Annotated in this window: 12 protein-coding genes; 8 read left to right on the forward strand and 4 right to left on the reverse strand. The window is 34.2% G+C overall.

Annotation, left to right across the window (positions count from 1 at the left end; genetic code table 11):
- Positions 1–187: 187 nt before the first annotated feature.
- The 3 genes from B0A68_RS23555 to B0A68_RS23565 all read right to left on the reverse strand — a co-directional run bounded on the left by B0A68_RS23555 (position 188) and on the right by B0A68_RS23565 (position 4,201).
- A complete protein-coding gene (locus B0A68_RS23555) occupies positions 188–1,207 on the reverse strand; it encodes a proline iminopeptidase-family hydrolase (RefSeq protein ID WP_035690378.1) in 1,020 nt (339 codons plus the stop codon).
- 150 nt (positions 1,208–1,357) lie between these two features.
- Positions 1,358–1,999 (reverse strand): response regulator, encoded by a 642-nt coding sequence (locus B0A68_RS23560; RefSeq protein ID WP_035690376.1) that lies wholly within the window; start codon positions 1,997–1,999, stop codon positions 1,358–1,360.
- Between the two features lie 12 nt (positions 2,000–2,011).
- Positions 2,012–4,201, reverse strand: coding sequence for a tetratricopeptide repeat-containing sensor histidine kinase (locus tag B0A68_RS23565; protein WP_035690375.1), 2,190 nt, complete (start codon positions 4,199–4,201; stop codon positions 2,012–2,014).
- A 290-nt stretch (positions 4,202–4,491) separates the two neighbouring features.
- On the opposite strand from B0A68_RS23565, the gene B0A68_RS23570 reads away from it, so the two are divergent.
- The 4 genes from B0A68_RS23570 to xylA all read left to right on the forward strand — a co-directional run bounded on the left by B0A68_RS23570 (position 4,492) and on the right by xylA (position 8,956).
- A complete protein-coding gene (locus tag B0A68_RS23570; protein WP_035690372.1) occupies positions 4,492–4,938 on the forward strand; it encodes a PepSY-like domain-containing protein in 447 nt (148 codons plus the stop codon).
- Between the two features lie 187 nt (positions 4,939–5,125).
- Positions 5,126–6,136, forward strand: coding sequence for a GntR family transcriptional regulator (locus B0A68_RS23575; RefSeq protein ID WP_035690371.1), 1,011 nt, complete (start codon positions 5,126–5,128; stop codon positions 6,134–6,136).
- Positions 6,137–6,139: 3 nt separating this feature from the next.
- Positions 6,140–7,621, forward strand: a complete 1,482-nt coding sequence (locus B0A68_RS23580; RefSeq protein ID WP_035690369.1) for a xylulokinase — start codon at positions 6,140–6,142, stop codon at positions 7,619–7,621.
- Between the two features lie 9 nt (positions 7,622–7,630).
- On the forward strand, positions 7,631–8,956 hold the full coding sequence (xylA, locus tag B0A68_RS23585) for a xylose isomerase (RefSeq protein WP_035690367.1): 1,326 nt from the start codon (positions 7,631–7,633) through the stop codon (positions 8,954–8,956).
- An 81-nt stretch (positions 8,957–9,037) separates the two neighbouring features.
- On the opposite strand, the gene B0A68_RS23590 is transcribed toward xylA, so the two are convergent.
- Entirely contained in the window at positions 9,038–11,386 is a 2,349-nt protein-coding gene (locus B0A68_RS23590; RefSeq protein WP_035690366.1) for a mechanosensitive ion channel family protein, read from the reverse strand.
- A 314-nt stretch (positions 11,387–11,700) separates the two neighbouring features.
- Between B0A68_RS23590 and B0A68_RS23595 the strand changes: the two genes are divergently transcribed.
- From B0A68_RS23595 to B0A68_RS23610, 4 genes are all read left to right on the forward strand, one after another.
- A complete protein-coding gene (locus tag B0A68_RS23595; protein WP_051893023.1) occupies positions 11,701–12,402 on the forward strand; it encodes an outer membrane beta-barrel protein in 702 nt (233 codons plus the stop codon).
- A gap of 13 nt (positions 12,403–12,415) precedes the next feature.
- Complete coding sequence (locus tag B0A68_RS23600) at positions 12,416–13,147, forward strand: outer membrane beta-barrel protein (RefSeq protein WP_089069799.1); 732 nt, start codon at positions 12,416–12,418, stop codon at positions 13,145–13,147.
- A 29-nt stretch (positions 13,148–13,176) separates the two neighbouring features.
- Positions 13,177–15,141, forward strand: coding sequence for a T9SS type A sorting domain-containing protein (locus tag B0A68_RS23605; RefSeq protein WP_035690363.1), 1,965 nt, complete (start codon positions 13,177–13,179; stop codon positions 15,139–15,141).
- Between the two features lie 119 nt (positions 15,142–15,260).
- On the forward strand, positions 15,261–17,456 hold a 2,196-nt coding region (locus B0A68_RS23610; RefSeq protein WP_317044663.1), incomplete at its 3' end, for a SpvB/TcaC N-terminal domain-containing protein.

Genomic DNA, 17,456 nt, shown 5'->3' on the forward strand with positions numbered 1-17,456 from the left:
ATGGGAGCGGCATCCTTTTGCGGGAACATGAACATCTCTATTGTACTGAAACTTGCACTCTATAGTTTTTTACAATATCTGGTTAATTACTTATCGCAGGTTGTGTTCTTAATCCAAATTTAACGAAAGTCCAAAATCAAATTTATTAGAATGTATAGGTGTAATTATATTTTTGCAAAGTTGAAGTTTAAAAGACATTTTCGTCAACTTCATGTATAAATTTAATTACCCCGTTCATAAATATTTTTTGATCATCCCACATGGCTAAATGACTTCCGTTTGGACAGTAAAGATATTGTCCTCTCTGAACTAGTTTGCTTTGCTCTTCCATAGCTTTTGGATCCATAGTATCGTATTTGGCACCAATCATTAGTGTTGGAATTTTGAGCTCATGCAGTCTTTGTTTAATATCCCATTTAGCTAGTCTTCCACTAATTCCAAATTCACTTGGACCTTGCATTAAGGTATAAATTTCTGAATTTACATGTTTACTTGCTCTTTTTAAACCATCGGGCCATTCCTTTAATCGACATAAATGCTGATTGTAGAAATTTGGAATTAACAATTCCATATATCGCGGATTTGAAAAATCCTTTTTTGCCTCTAATGCTCTAATTTCTGATAAAGTTTCCGGCTTCATTTGTTTTGCTAAAACCTCATCGGCATATTTCCCATATTCTGGTGCGCTTGCAACCATATTTGCTACAATTAACCCTTTTAGATTTTGCTGATGTTTCAAGGCATATTCCATTGCAAGTATGCCTCCCCAAGAATTACCTAATACATAAAAATTATCTTTATTTCCTCCAATTGCTTTTCTAACTTGTTCTACTTCATCTACAAAACGATCAATTGTCCATAAGATGCTGTCTGTAGGCTGATCACTGTAGTAAGATCCTAATTGGTCGTATTCATAAAATTCAAATTGTTCACGTTGAAAAAATGTTTCAAAACATTCCATATACTCATGTGTCATGGCTGGTCCGCCATGTAAAAGGAGTATTTTTATTTTAGGATTGTTACCAAATCGTTTTGTCCAAACTTTAAATTCTCCTATAGGTGTTTTTATAGGAATCATTTTTACTCCGGCAGCTTCGAAAGGATCGTTGGTTTTATAAGTAAAGTAATTGGAGAATACTGCTGATTTTGTTTCATTTTTACATGATATGGTGAGTATAAATACAATCAATATTAAAAAGTATCGCATAATTCAATTTGTTTAGTTTTTATAAAAATACAAATTAACTTTTATAAATAATTTTGCCCATTAGAATTAGTGGATATATTATGTTATCATGGTGAATAATGTCATAAAAAATCATTTCAAATTTTCAGGCAGGACGCGATTTTTAATAGATTAATCTACTAAACCATTCTCAACTGCATATTTTACCAGACCGGCAGTATTTTTTGCATTGAGTTTAGATAATAAATTTCGACGGTGTGTATTTACAGTATTCAGGCTGATAAATGTTTTTTCGGCAATTTCAGCCGTATTATATTCGTTTGCAATTAATACCAGAATTTCTTTTTCGCGAGAACTTAATTCGGTTAGGTTAGAAACCTGCTTTTCGATTTTTGAACTGTTCGAAATATATTTTTCTTCCAATTCTTCAGTAAAATAATTTTGTCCCGTAGCAATTATATTAATCGCTTTTAGAAGCTCTTCTTTCGCTGCATTTTTCAACAAATACCCGTTTACACCAATTCGTATTAAGCGTGAAATAACCATGACATTACTGTGCGTGGTCACAATTAGTATTTTGACATTTGGATGCTGTTTTTTAAGAATTTTACTCAATTCAATTCCATCCATTTCAGGCATGCTAATGTCCAGAATAATAAAATCAACCTCACCTTTTTTAATGATCTCTAATGCCTCGTTTCCATTTACAGCTTTGTCGACAATTTTAATATTTGATTCTTTGTCCAATAACGAAATAATTCCCTGCAGGAACATTGTGTGATCGTCGGCAATAAGTAGGTTTATTGTATTCATCAAACAAATAGATTAGTTACTTTTTAATTTGTCAAGCTGATTTTTTAAATCAACACTTTTTAGTTTTTTTTCCGATTTTGTAAATAGCACTGGGATTTCAATATTAATAATTGTTCCTCGATCTATTTTCGAATCAATTAGAAAAGAGCCATTTAGTTTAGTAATTCGGGTTTCTAAATTAATAAAACCAATTCCTTTTGTATATTTTTCTGTTTCAAAACCGATTCCTTTATCTTCAAACAACACATTCATACTGTTTTCAATATGATTCAGCTGAATTTCTACTTCAGAAGCTTTGGCATGTTTAATTGTATTAGTCAAAAGTTCCTGAATAATTTTAAAAATCTCAATTTGAATTTCTTCGTTCAAATCATTAATTTCATTTTTTGGATAAGGAAGAAGTGCAATTTTAATTTTACTCGCCTGGCTGATGTTTTTTAAATAAGATTCTAAAACTTCCAGAAATTTATTTTGGCTGAATTTTTTAGGAAGAAGTGTATGGGATAAACTTCGAACCTGCTCGTAAGTCTCGTCCAATTGCAGGCTGATTTTTTGAATATTAGAAAAATTGGAAGAATTTAAATGATTCAGCTGCAGTTTTATAGCAGCCAAATTACCCCCAATACTGTCGTGCAGTTCCTGTGAAATGCGTTCCCTTTCATTATCTTGGCCGCTTATAGAAGCTTTAATTAATTCTAATTCCTGCTCTTTTAAAATTCCTTCAATTTCCTGCTGATTAATTTCAACTTGTTTAGCATTTACAAGCTTTTGAAAATTCAAACGTTTGTAATATTGAAAAAGAAGACCAATTATCGGAATCAAAAGAATTAAAAAACCGATAATTGTATACATTTTGGTTTTCTTTTGCTGATTGATTTCCAAGTCTTTAAACTGCTGGTCTTTCTTTAGAAGTGAAATTTCATTTCGTTTCTTATTAGATGAATTCTGAAAAGCTAAAATGGCATTTTCACTATTTTTCTTTGAAATTTCCTCCTGAAGAAGCATGTTTTTAATCGCTTCTTCCTGATTATCCAATGTTAGTTTTTTAGCTTCATTTTCAAATTGTAAAGTTTCAATTTCCTTTTGCTTTTGCGCTGTTTTATACTTAATTTCAAGTTCGTTGATCTCCTTTATTTTCTGAAGTTTATTAATAGAATCTTTGATTTGAGTTGATTTTTCAAAAAAAGAATACGCACTTTTAAAATCGTCCTGCTGAATAGCAATTTTTTTCAATTCATCGTAAATATAATTCTGGTTTTGAAGCAGTCCAAAATGAATCGATTTTTGAAGTGCTTCAGAAAAAATCACTTTGGCTTCGTTGTATTTTTTTAACGAAATGTAAATGTCTCCAATACTACTTCTTGCTGTAATAGATAATTGATTCAGTTCGTTTTTATCTGCAATTAATGAAGCTTCTTGAAACATCTTTAATGCTTCGTGTTGTTTGTTCAGAAGCTGATAATTTTCACCAAGTCCCAATAAAATAATTGCTTTTCCTTGATTATTATTTGTTTTTTCGCAGAGAATTTTTCCTTTTTTATAAAAAATATTTGCACTCTCATAGTCTTTTAATCTCGAATAAATATCTCCCAGATTAATACAGCTTCCGAGAATAATTTCATTATCATCTTTATAATCAAGACATTGTTTGAATAGTTTTAATGCATTCTGATAATCACCCAATTCGCTGTATGCCAATGCTAAACCGTGAATGTGTGTGTAATACAGGTTTGTCTCATTGTATTTTTGCGAAACTTCAATACCTTTTAGATGCCATTTTTTACTTTCATTCAATAAACCTCTTTTCTTATAATTAATAGCCAGAAGATTATAACCAAGAGAAAAAAGGCGGTTTTTTAAAGAATCATTTACAACCGTATTAAATTTTAAAGCCTGATTGGTGTAATAAATAGAAGAATCAATTATTGCTCTTTTGTTAAAATAGTAAGCCAAAAGAAGGTTTGCACGTGCTGAAGATCGATTATTTGAACCCGATTTTAGAATAAAATGTGCTTTTTTGTATGCTTTTTTTTCTTCTCCTTTATTGTATAAATCATAAAGTAACAGAATATTCTTATCCCCTTTTATTTCTAAGGAATTTGCAGTAACAGGTATTCTTTTTTTATTTTCAATCTGTGCCTTCAGACCAAAAGATAAAAAAATGAAAATTAGTAAATAAGGTTTTCTAAACCAGAGTGCCATATAGTTAGTTTTTACTCTAATTAAAGGTAATGTTGTTTTTAAGTTCTTGTAAATTTGGGATTTATAAGATCCAGCCAATTTTAAGAAGGAGGATAAAAATACTATAAAACAATTTAAAATATAGGGTCGAAAACTACTATTTTTAATTGAAGTTGTGATATAATTTTAAACTTAAAAACTTTGTAAATCAATTGATTATGGGAGATTAAAAGTCTAAAAATTTCTTAAATAAATTTGAAAATATTTTTTCTTACAGTAAATTAGTAATACTATACTTAAAAATTGAAATTATGAAAAAGAGAATATTTTTAGCCTTAACATTGTTAATAGCAGCAATATCGGCTAGCGCACAAAAGAAAATAGAAGTAAGAGAACTGCCTCAGCCGGCACAAGATTTTCTGAAAAAACATTTTAGTAATACTACAATTGAAGTTGCAAAAAAAGATGCTGAACATGGAGAAAAAGGTTTTGAGGTAAAACTGAAAGATGGAACAGAAGTAGAGTTTTGGAAAGACGGATCGTATCGTGAAGTTGATGGAGGAGATAAACCTATTCCGACAGCATTTATTCCGCAATCGGTAAAAGATTATGTGGCAAAAAATCATCCAAATGAAAAAATTACTCATATTGATTACGGGCATAAAGATCTTGATGTGGATTTAACCAATAGTATTGATCTTGAATTTACCAAGGAAGGTAAAATCCTGAAAGATAAAAAGAAAAACAAAAAAGACTGACAGAGTCAGAAAAGTAACTAAAATATCCCTGAATATATTTCACTTTAAAAGAAGATATATTCAGGGATATTTTATTTTAAATTGATTTTCAGGGAAATAGTTTTTTATAAAACATAACATTTTTTAGCTAAAAGTATTTTTTTTATCGGATACAAACGTATACTTTAGCATACCAGAACAGAACAGTATGATAAACGAGAATCAGGATAAATTTGTATTTGCAATAAATCACGAAAGCGATGTGCCGAAATACCAGCAATTGGTAGACGGAATAACCAATGCAATTGCAGAGAATATCTTGCAAAAAGGAGATCTTCTGCCGTCTGTAAATGCGATCTGTAAAACAAATCAGCTTTCCAGAGATACTGTTTTTAAGGCATATTCAATTTTAAAAGAGCAAAATGCAATTGATTCTGTGCCGAATAAAGGATATTATGTTGCAGGAGAAACGAGGAAAGTACTTTTGGTTTTAGATACTTTCAAAGCATACAAAGAGGTTTTATACCATTCGTTTGTCAATAATGTGCCGGATAATGTAATTACAGATGTACAGTTTCATCATTATAATATTGATGTTTTTAAAACAATCATTAATAACGGAGTTGGAAAATATTACAAATATGTGGTAATGAATTTTGATCATCAGGATGTAGCGCCTGCATTGTCGGCGATTTCAAATGATAAACTGCTTTTGATTGATTGGAATATTCAGGCAGATAAAACGAATAATTACGTTTTTCAGGATTTTGGAAATGCCTTTTATGAGTCATTAACGCAGGCTGCAGATTTGTTTAAAAAGTATAAAAAAATAGAATTTGTATATCCGGATTTTACCAATCATCCTAAAGAAACAGTTGAGTTTTTTAAGAAATTTTGTGCCGATTATAATTTTGAATACGGCATTATTAACGATCCTAAAAAATTCACAATTGAAAAAGGAATAGCATATATAAGTGTGAGCGACAGGATTTTAGGATACTTTTTGGAACAATGTAAAGCAAATGATCTTGAGCCCGGAAAAGACGTTGGTTTTCTTTCTTATAATGAAACACCAATGAAAAAATTTATATACAAAGGAATTTCAGTTGTATCAACTGATTTTAAAGAAATAGGAACCAAAGCAGCGGCATTTATTACGCATGATGAAGATACTCAGTGTTATGTGCCGACAAATTTAATAATAAGAGAATCATTGTAAAGTATGTATTATATCGGATATGATATTGGAAGTTCTTCTGTCAAGGCAGCCTTGGTAGAAGCAGCAACAGGCAAAAAAATCATTGTTTTAAATGAGCCTCAAAACGAAATGGAAATCTTGTCGCTTCATTCAGATTGGGCAGAGCAGGATCCAGAAATCTGGTGGCAGCACATTTGTACGGCAACCAAACGAGCTATTCGCGAAGCGAATATTGATGCATCGAAAATTCAAGGTATTGGTATTTCGTATCAAATGCACGGATTGGTAATTGTAGGTAAAGCCGGAAATGCGCTTCGGAACTCTATTATCTGGTGCGACAGCCGTGCGGTTGAAATTGGAAACAAGGCTTTCGCCGAAATTGGAGAACAAAAATGTATGAAGCATTTATTGAATTCTCCAGGAAATTTTACCGCTTCTAAATTAAAGTGGGTAAAAGAAAATGAGCCAGAAGTTTACAATAAAATTGATAAATATATGCTTCCGGGAGATTACATCGCCTTGAAATTGACTGGCGAAGTAACAACAACCAAAAATGGTTTGTCTGAAGGAATGCTTTGGGATTATAAAGAAAATAAAGTGGCCGACTGGCTTTTGGATTATTACGGAATTGACCAATCGCTGACACCTAAAATTGTTGAGAATTTTACAAATCAGGGAATTGTTACAGAAGAAGCTTCGGCAGCAACTGGACTTCCGGCAGGAATTCCTATTGTTTACAGAGCGGGAGATCAGCCGAATAATGCATTATCTCTTAATGTATTGAATCCTGGTGAAGTAGCAGCAACGGGCGGAACTTCTGGAGTGTTTTATGCCGTAAGCGAAATGTCTTCTGGAAAAAGCACTCGAGTAAACAATTTCGTTCACGTAAACTACGAGTTAGAAACGCCTAGAGTTGGGAAATTGTTGAATATTAACGGAGCAGGAATTCAGTACCGTTGGCTTCGTAATAATATGGGCAATGAAAGTTATGAAGCGATGAATGAAAAAGCTTCAAATGTTGAAGTGGGTTCAGATGGCGTTGTCGTGATTCCGTTTGGAAATGGTGCTGAACGTATGTTCAACAATAAAAATATTGGAACTCATTTCTTAAATCTAAATTTAAATATTCACAATAGTGCGCATTTATTCAGAGCTTCTCTGGAAGGAATTGCCTTTTCGTTTGTATACGGAATGGAATGTTTAAAAGAGGATAATGCAACGATTAATGTCATAAGAGCTGGGAATGATAATCTTTTCCGTTCGGAGATTTTCTCTAATACCGTGGCGACTTTAATTGGTCACGAGATTGAAATTTACAATACGACGGGAGCAGTAGGCGCAGCGAGAGCAGTTGGTTTAAAAGATGGTGATTACAGCAAATTTGGTGCTAATGTTAGTGATAACGATCATGTAATGACTTTTTTACCATTACACAATAAAGCACCTTACGAAACGGCTTATAAAAAATGGAAACAAGAATTAGAATTAATATTAACAAATAAATAAAAAAATCAAATGATAGTTTTAGGAGATAAAGAATACTACAAAGGTATTGGCCAAATTAAATTTGAAGGAAAAGAATCTGATAATCCATTGGCATTTAAATATTACAATCCAGATCAAATTGTAGCTGGAAAAACGATGCGTGAGCACTTTAAATTCGCTATCGCATATTGGCACACCTTCTGCGGACAAGGAAGCGATCCATTCGGACCAGGAACGCAGCAATTTGCTTGGGACCAATCTTCTGATCCGTATCAGGCTGCAAAAGATAAGGCAGATGCTGCTTTTGAATTTATCAGCAAAATGGGATTCGATTATTTCTGTTTCCACGATTACGATTTGATTGCTGAAGGAGCAACTTTCGCAGAATCAGAAAAACGTTTAGCTTTTATTACAGATTATTTAAAACAGAAAAAAGCAGAGTCTGGAATTAAATTGCTTTGGGGAACTTCAAACTGTTTCTCAAATCCAAGATTTATGAACGGAGCGGCTACAAATCCAGATTTTAATGTGGTTGCAAGAGCAGGAGGACAAGTAAAATTGGCTTTGGATGCAACGATTGCTTTAGGCGGAGAAAACTACGTATTCTGGGGAGGTAGAGAAGGTTATATGTCTTTACTAAACACAGATATGGGAAGAGAATTAGATCACATGGCACAATTCTTAACAATGTCTAGAGACTACGCAAGATCTCAAGGTTTTAAAGGAACTTTCTTTATCGAGCCAAAACCAATGGAACCATCAAAACACCAATACGATTTTGACTCGGCAACAGCAATTGGATTCTTAAAAGAATATGGTTTAGATAAAGATTTCAAAATCAATATTGAGGTAAATCATGCAACATTGGCACAACACACTTTTCAACACGAATTAGAAGTGGCTGCTAAGGCGGGAATGTTAGGAAGTATCGATGCAAACAGAGGAGACTACCAAAACGGTTGGGATACAGATCAGTTCCCAAACAACATTCAGGAAACTACTGAAGCGATGTTGGTTTTCTTAAAAGCTGGCGGACTGCAAGGCGGAGGAGTTAATTTTGATGCAAAAATCAGAAGAAACTCTACAGATTTAGAAGATGTTTTCTTAGCGCACATTGGCGGAGCAGATACTTTTGCAAGAGCTTTATTGACTGCAGATAAAATCATCACTTCTTCTCCTTACGAAAAATTAAGAACAGAAAGATACAGTTCTTTTGATTCTGGAAAAGGAAAAGATTTCGAAAGTGGAAAATTAAACCTTAAAGACTTATACGATATTGCAAACCAAAATGGAGAATTAACACTTCAAAGCGGTAAGCAAGAATTATTTGAAAACATCATTAACCAATATATTTAATTGGTTAGATTTTTAAATTAAATAAAAAATGCCTTTAAACGTAATAGTTTAAAGGCATTTGCTTTTTAGAACAATAGCTTATTATGATGAAAAACTAAGTCCTTTAGTTTTAAATTTTGTATAAAGGCTTTGTCTTGCACTGCTTATGATTTCTTCTGTGCGGTAAATACTGCACCAGAATTTGATCAGTACTTTAAATTTATCACCAGAAATTGATGTGTAAAAAATCTGCGGCGTTCTGTCATTATTTATTAACTGAATTTCTTTTAGAGTTTCTAATATAGTTGAATTAATGATTTCAGGATCAACTTCTCCAGTAATTTCGATATTAATTTCGACTAATTTAAAGTTGTCAGTGTATGTCCAATTGGTAATATTCTGAGACAATAAATTACCATTCGGAATAATAATTTCGGCTCCATTTGGCGCATTAATTTTGGTAGTTCTCAATCCCATAGATTTTACTCGTCCAGATTCTGAGCTAATTTCAACCACGTCTCCAATCTGAATCGGTTTATCAAATATTAGAATTATACCCGAAACAAAATTATTTACCACATTCTGCAGACCAAGACCAACACCAACACCAAGAGCTCCTAATAAAATACTTAATTTGTCTAATGGCATTCCCGAAGCTGCAACTGCCAAAAGATAACCGGCAATAAGAACTACAAGTCTTGTTATTAATAATTTAGAATGCTGTCTTTTGTTAATGTTTTCTTCATTTTCATCTTCAATTTCTCCAAAAAAGTAAGCAACATAATTTTGCAGTAAATGCGCTGCCCAGATTATAATAAAAAATAAAACAATGTTTCCGAGAGTAAAAGTAATGCTTCCTATAGTGTTTGGACGGCTTAATAATGCATTTAAGGAAGTTCGTAATGATTCCCAAATATTTAGATTCGAAGTAATCACAATCAGCCACATATAACTGATTACTATAATGAAAGGTTTTTTTAGCGTATCAGAAAGGCTTTCGTAATCAAAAATTTTCTCAATACCGCGTTTTACACGAGTCGTGTAGATTTGCAGTAAAATAATTTCTAGAATGATTTTTAATAATACACTAAGTGCAACAATTTGTGTAAGAGATATAAACGAAGTAAGAGTCAGCATGTTTGAAAGTGTGACTCTTCCAAAAATATTGTACAGAATCGATAATCCATTTAAACCAATAAAAATAATACTGGCCCATTTAAAAAAGCCTTTAATGTACAATTCTTCTTTGATGCTCTTAAGCTGAACAAGACCGTAACGTATTCCTAAAATATTAATGACAATAAAAGCGCATCTTTGAATGAATCCAACTCCAATAAATAAATCCAGAAAACATAGCGCACAGAAAAGAACGATAAGAAGTATCCAGTTGCGTAACGAGTTTGCAGACCATTTATTTTTAAATAAAACAGTTAGAGCTCCCAGCAGCAGAATTTGTAATATTTCTAAAAACAAAGCCGGAGCATACAAATTGCTTACAACTGCAATATTAAGTCCAATTACAACAACTGGTAATAAGATTCCTCTGTTTAAATATTTAAAGTCAAGAAGCGAAAGATTTTCTACATGACCGTTAGTTCTTAAATATTTTATATTTCTTGAGATGTACCAAGCGAGTAATCCCATAAAAAAGCACAAAGTAATTAATCCTCCGGCGCGATAACTTAAATAATAAGCAGCAACATTTTCTTCTATAATTATTTTTGCTTTAATGTTTTGCGATGTTCCTTTTTTTGAAACCGAGTCATTAATGCTCCACAAAGAAGGATATTCTTTTTTGAGAATACTGATTCCAGATTTCTCAAGTGTATTTTCAACTGTCACCAATGCATTCGAAACGGCAATCTTACGCTGCACAGTCAATCGTTTTTTATCATTTAATCTGCTTTGATTTTTAGTCATTAAGCTATCCGTACTCAAATACTTCTTTCTCAAGTTTGCAAATTCATTTTTGAATTGTTTTCTTCGGATAGTATCTTTTATAAGCGACATCAGAGTTTTGTCCTTGCGGAGTTCAATAAGACGTCCTTTAATTTTTTCCAGATTGGTATTGCGAAGATTAATTGCAGTATTCTGTTCTTCCAGATCCTGTTCGATCTCCTTTAGCACAACACGATACATCTGCTGATTTCGTACATTAGGATTTGCACCTTTTACACTTGCTAAAATAAGATCTAGTTTGCCTTGTGTTCTTTTTATTTCTCCAAACAAATGACGGGTTTCTCCATCAAAATCGGCATCGTTAAAAGCAGTTTCCAAAGCGGCAGAAGCTTTTTCAATAGCAGTGAGATAGTCACTGTCAGTTGTCGTTTCTTCAAATAATTTAGAGTGGTTTTCTTTTTTTGGTGTAGAAGTCTGAGAATAGGCAGGCAGCGTACAGAACACCATTGCCAATAAGGCTAGTAGATAAATAGAATTTTTTTTCTGGATCATAGTAATAATGGTAAATTAGGTTGCCAAATGTAATTTTTTTTTGAATAGTACACATGTTTCAATATTAATTTTAAGATACATTTCTAATTAACTTTCAATTAGGAAATTTATAAGCTTATTCTTTTTAATATCTTTAAATTGTTGATTTGCAGTATTGTAGTATTTGAGCGGTAAAAAATAAAAGATCTTCAATTTTATAGCCGATTTTGCAGTTTAACGTAAAAACTTGTTTTTTGACGAATAATCCTTGCGTTTTGTCGAATTTCAAGCATTATTATATGATATTAATACATATATTCGCAGAAAATTTTTGAATGAAAGTAATACAATACTTATCAATTTTCTGCTTATTTTTTGGCGTTTCTGTACACGCACAATACGAGACAAATATCACATACGGATTAAAATTCGGGGGTCTTCGTTCTACAATTAGCAGTCTTCCTGAAACCATCAAAGGGCGCGATAATACTGTCGACAACAGCGTAATGGAAAGTAAAGGAGCATACGGCCTTGAAGGTGGTTTTTTTTTAAATTTCAAACTTCATGATACCCGTGTTGCTATTCAGCCCGAAATCTTATTTAGACAAGCAGGCGAGAAAGTCACCTACAGAGATGCTGTCGGGAAAGAGTTTGAACTTGGTCTTCATTATTCTTATCTGCAGATTGGAGCTTTGTATAAAGTTTATCCGTACGAAGGATTAAATCTGGGCGCTGGAGCATTTTATGGCATCAGTTTGTCTCCTAATAACGTAAGTTATACTTCCAACGAAGCGGGCGGTATGTACGATGTGGCCACAAGACAGTTTTACAAAGACGGACTTGATGGCGCAGATGATTTTTCTGTGTGTTTCGCAGCAGGATACGAACTGCATCAGAGCATTCACTTTGACCTGCGTTATTATTTGGGAGTAAAAGATGTAGTCAAAAGTAACGCCTCTTCTTTTCAATTTATCGAGAACCAAAACAAAAGCGGCGTGATCTGCTTTTCTTTAGGTTATAGTTTTCATCAATGGTAATTTCAATAAAAAAATGAAAAAAAATATTCTGCTTCTTTTATTAGTAAGCACAAAATCTTTATTTGCACAAGGCGACAGAGAAATCACTTATGGTCTTTTTGTTGGAGGAATTCACTCTACATTATCTAATCTTCCAGACATGATTGTCGTAAAAGGTCTTTATGACGGAAACACTTTTGAAGAAAAAGGAAAATTTGGAGGAACCGGCGGTTTTTTCATCAATTGGAAATATCCATATGCTAAAGTTGCTATTCAAACTGAACTTTCTTATTCTGGTCAGGGTACAGATTTGAATTATGAAGATATTAAGGGCCTTAAATACAAAATGACTTTTGGCTACAGCTATATCAATGTTGGGGCACAGTTTAAATATTATCCGTTTGAAGGGTTTTACATTGGCGCAGGACCATACATAGGATTTAATCTTGCAAGCGATAACATAAAATATACTTCAAATGCTCAAGAAGTTTTTGGTAATTCTGGAGCTTATTTTGAGCCTGATGCCAATGTAGAGAAAGTGTTGAAGGCATCCTTTACAGGAAAAAATTATTTCTACGGAACGCTTGCGCTTGGTTATGAATTCAATTCTAATTTTTCTGTAGGCGCACGTTACTCATTAGGACTTACAGATGCTGTGAGAACCGAAGAAAATGGACACCGCTACAGCGAAAACAAAAACAAAATTAACAGCATTTCCTTGATTATCGGGTATTCATTTGATTTTGATGACCTGGGTAACTTTTAATTTGTAATCATCTTAAAAATCATAATACTATGAATAAGAAGATTTTTCTATTGGTAATTTTATTATCAATCTTTACGGGCAGTACAATTTTTTCACAACAGAAAATCCTTCCGGGAAATGTTCAGGAACCTGATTTCTGGATCAAATCTAAGTCATCTGGTGATGCCTATTATTGGGATAATCTCAGTAAAAAAGAAGGCAGAATACCTTTGAATACTCAGAAAGGAACCGCTTTTAATTTTAATCCAAGTATTAGTTTTGATACTGTAAAGGATTCGCTGATCCTGCCACTTGGCGTTGAGAGCAAAAGAAAGCAGACCGTATTTATGGTTTATAAAGTAAAAGACAGTTTGAAAGAACAGCTTTTATGGACAATCGATGATACCAAAAAAACACTTTCGGCAGCAACAAATAAGCGTCTTGCCGATCTTAAAAAATACAATTACCAGTCCTACAGCGAGAAAGTGAAACCTCACAAAGCTAATATTCACTTTTTTCAGCAGAATATCACGGACACAGTTGCAAAACCATCCATATTAAATATTGGTCTTAAATCAAAATTTGAGAAACTGCCTACAGCTGAATTCAGCGGGAATATCGGCGAAATTTTGGTTTATAACAGAGTTTTATCAGGAGTAGAAACACAGAAAGTGGCCACCTATTTGGCGGTAAAATATGGTATTTCGCTGTCACAATTGGAAATCAAAAATTACTTAAACAGTTCTGGACAAACCATTTGGGATATCGAGAAACACAAAGGTTTTGAGTCTTCGATTACAGCATTGGGTCGTGACGACGTAAGTGGACTATTACAGTTAAAGAGCAGTAATATGGTCGATGAAGGACTTTTTACGATGGAACTTAAAAGCAAAACCAATAAAATTCCGGATAATTATTTTGTGTTTTGGAGCGATAACGGAAAAACACTATTGGTAAAAAAACAAGAACAGGGTGAACCCGTAGGTATTGACAGACAGTGGCAGATTGATTTTTCTGGTACTTCAGATCTTAGTCTCGACTGGACTTTTGATCCTAAATATATTAAGGGAACACTTCCTCAGGACAGCTATTACTGGCTGTTGATAGACCATTCAGGAAAAGGTACTTATGACGAAGCAAATTCACAATACATCAAATTAGGAAGCACTTCAAGTAAAGAAAAGTTAAACTTAAAAGATTTTGACTGGGATAAGCAAAAGCAGGGAACAGCCAGATTTACAATAAAAACAGCACCTCAAATGTTCAGCCGTGTTTGGATTACTCAGGCAGATTGTACGCTGAGCACTTCGGGTGAGTTGAATTATACTATTGAAGGAGGAGAAGCACCTTTTACGGTAACGGTTAAAAAACAAGGAAGCGATGCCGTGGTAAAACAATGGAGCCAGACAGCAAAAAGCAATTCGGGTGTTAAACTTTCTTCTGGAAATTACGATTATATCGTTCGTGATGCCAAAGGCAATTTATACTCAGAAACTGTTTTTGTAGCCGATAAGCAAGGTACTTTCCCAACTTTAAAACCAGAATACAAATTGACAGATGGAAATGCCTTAATGCTTGATGCAAGTGTAGGTCTTACAGAAGGAAATTACGAATATCAATGGTATTACGAAGGGAATTTTATCGATAATAATCCGAAGATTTTAGTAGACCAAGCGGGTAACTATGAGCTGCGATTACTAAGTGCCGAAGGTTGTAAAACATCAAGTAAAATTGCGATATCAAGTGACGGAAAAGAAAGTCTGGAATCGAGTGTTTTAATTTTATATCCTAATCCAACTGTAGACGGACATTATACAATTGCAATGCAGTTTGCAAAAAAGACAAATGCTGAAGTAGTAGTGTATTCGCCAAATGGTACGCTGATAAAGCAAAAACAATTTTCTCAGATTGAAAATTACATTTATGAAGACGACATAAAAGCCTCTTCTGGAATGTATCTGGTAAAAGTAAGTTCAGATTATGGCACCAAAACATTTAAAGTTATTGTGAAGTAATTTTTTTTGGTGAATATCCAAAGAAACCATTCTAATAAAAATCCGGAATTTTTAATTTTCGGAAATAAGTTTTTGGAAAATATAATATAAGCGGTCCCCAAAGCCGATTAATATACAGTATGAAAAATAAAATTATAATCCTTGTACTTTTAGTAAGTTCATTTTTGTCTGCAGTAAATTTTAAAAACTACGATCTTGTTTCTAAATTTTCGAGCGAATTTTTTGAAGATAAAAAAGAACCCGCTGCAGCCCCAAAAACAACAGCTGAGTCTTCTTCAAAAAAAATGGTCAAAGCGGCAAAAGTCTTTTATGCCGACATTAAAGAAGGTTTTATAGGAATCAAAGACCAGTCAGACACCGATGACGCTTATGATAATGTTTTTCATCTCTCTATAAACGAACTGCCTTCGGTTTACCAGAGCGCATATCTGGAATACGAGCTTTATGGTTACGACCATCCCGCTTCTATTTCAAGAAGTTTAAACAGCCAGGCCAGTATAGGAGGCCAGTTTTTATCGCCAAACCAAAACTGGACCCCGCAGTCTGAACTGCTTTCAGAAAAATCAATCAGACAGGGAGATAATGTATTATTGTTTACAGCTCCCGAAGGAATATCAAACAGTTATAAAATCAAAAACGTACGCATTGTATACAAACCTTCCGATATTGGAACTCATTATACCCTGCTTCAGTCAGAGAACAAACTCTATATAAAAGGAACTAATTCTTCGTATATAAAATCCCTTACCATAGGCGGTCATTCGGTTAATGTGAGCCAGCCGGAATTTGAGCTGATTCTGGACCGAAAAGATTTAAGTGCCGACCAGTCCGTTACGATTTACAAAGAAACCTCAACAGGAGTAATTACACAGCAGATCCTAAAAAGCAGAGATTTTGCAAAGGCTGACAGCTTTAGAGCGTTGGAAAGAGCCGGAGAGAAAATCTCAAAAAATATAAAATTTGAGACTGCATCCACACTTGCATACAAAGATTTCCTTGCTGTTTTCCCGGCCGGAGCACTTAAGGAAAACCTGAATGTATCGGTAAGCGGACTTCGAAAAATAGACATCGCGCCATTAAACTCCGCAATGGTCAATGTTACAGCCGTAAATGCAGGTTTTAGACTGCTTCCCCACGGAACCCTTTTCGAAAAAGCAGTGACCCTGTCGCTTCCTTTCGATAAAAAAGCCATCCCCGAAGGCTACACAGAGAAAGACATCAATGTATTTTATTTTGATGAAAACAAACGTCTGTGGCAGGAAGTTTCAAAAGATTCATTAGACATAAAACAAGGAATAATTAAGGCAAAGACAACACACTTTACCGATTTTATTGCCGGAATTATAAAAATGCCGGAATCACCGGAAACCTCAGGTTACACGCCCACGAGCATAAAAGACCTGAAAGCGGCAAGTCCGCTTGTTGGAATCCAGTCTATAGCACCACCTTCTGCAAACGGAAGAGGAACCGCCAGCACTGGATTTTCTATCGTGATTCCAAACGGAAGAGGCGGCATGCAGCCTTCTTTCAACCTTCAGTATGACAGCGACGGCGGCTACAGCTGGGCAGGAACAGGCTGGGATCTTTCAGCGCCTGCGGTAAGTCTTGACACGCGCTGGGGAGCACCACGCTATGATGAGAATAAAGAAACCGAAACCTACAGCATTGCAGGAGAACAGTTAATCCCCAATTCGCACAGAGAAGCATGGACTTCCAGAACTGCAGACAAACAGTTTTATCCGAGAAGAGAAGGCGCTTTTCAGCAGATTATCAGAAAAGGATCATCGCCTAAGAATTACTACTGGGTGGTAAGGGACAAAAGCGGTGTGGCAAGCTATTACGGAGGAAATGAATCCGGAATTGCCTCCAATGCCGTGCTTCAGGATGCCTCAGGAAATGTAGGCCACTGGGCACTCTGCCTGCAGAAAGATTTAAAAGGAAATACGGTTACTTATGAGTATGATAAAAAAGACGGCGAGCTGTACCTTAAAAAAGTATACTATACCGGTTTTGGATCAGAGAAAGGAAACTACAATGTCACTTTTGTAAAAAACGGCGATCTTGGAGAAGCCAATAGACAGGATGTTCAGATTTCTGCAAGATTAGGCTTTAAACAGCTCAACAATCAGCTTCTTCGAAAAATAGAAGTGCGTTACAAAGGCGATATGGTCCGCAGTTATGAGTTAAATTATACCTCGGGAGCCTTCAATAAAACCCTTTTGAAGACCATTTCAGAATACGACTCAGAATCCAAATTATTCTACACTAATACGATGGATTATTTTGATGATGTTCGTGATGCTTCTGGGAAATAT

Origin of the sequence: Flavobacterium reichenbachii (assembly GCF_002217435.1) — a bacterium.
Lineage (GTDB): Bacteria > Bacteroidota > Bacteroidia > Flavobacteriales > Flavobacteriaceae > Flavobacterium > Flavobacterium reichenbachii.

Bases quoted from the DNA above. Each gene is read 5' to 3' on its own strand.
- B0A68_RS23555 (WP_035690378.1), bottom strand. From the start codon at position 1,207: ATGCGATACTTTTTAATATTGATTGTATTTATACTCACCATATCATGT.
- B0A68_RS23560 (WP_035690376.1), bottom strand. From the start codon at position 1,999: ATGAATACAATAAACCTACTTATTGCCGACGATCACACAATGTTCCTG.
- B0A68_RS23565 (WP_035690375.1), bottom strand. From the start codon at position 4,201: ATGGCACTCTGGTTTAGAAAACCTTATTTACTAATTTTCATTTTTTTA.
- B0A68_RS23570 (WP_035690372.1), top strand. From the start codon at position 4,492: ATGAAAAAGAGAATATTTTTAGCCTTAACATTGTTAATAGCAGCAATA.
- B0A68_RS23575 (WP_035690371.1), top strand. From the start codon at position 5,126: ATGATAAACGAGAATCAGGATAAATTTGTATTTGCAATAAATCACGAA.
- B0A68_RS23580 (WP_035690369.1), top strand. From the start codon at position 6,140: ATGTATTATATCGGATATGATATTGGAAGTTCTTCTGTCAAGGCAGCC.
- xylA (WP_035690367.1), top strand. From the start codon at position 7,631: ATGATAGTTTTAGGAGATAAAGAATACTACAAAGGTATTGGCCAAATT.
- B0A68_RS23590 (WP_035690366.1), bottom strand. From the start codon at position 11,386: ATGATCCAGAAAAAAAATTCTATTTATCTACTAGCCTTATTGGCAATG.
- B0A68_RS23595 (WP_051893023.1), top strand. From the start codon at position 11,701: ATGAAAGTAATACAATACTTATCAATTTTCTGCTTATTTTTTGGCGTT.
- B0A68_RS23600 (WP_089069799.1), top strand. From the start codon at position 12,416: ATGAAAAAAAATATTCTGCTTCTTTTATTAGTAAGCACAAAATCTTTA.
- B0A68_RS23605 (WP_035690363.1), top strand. From the start codon at position 13,177: ATGAATAAGAAGATTTTTCTATTGGTAATTTTATTATCAATCTTTACG.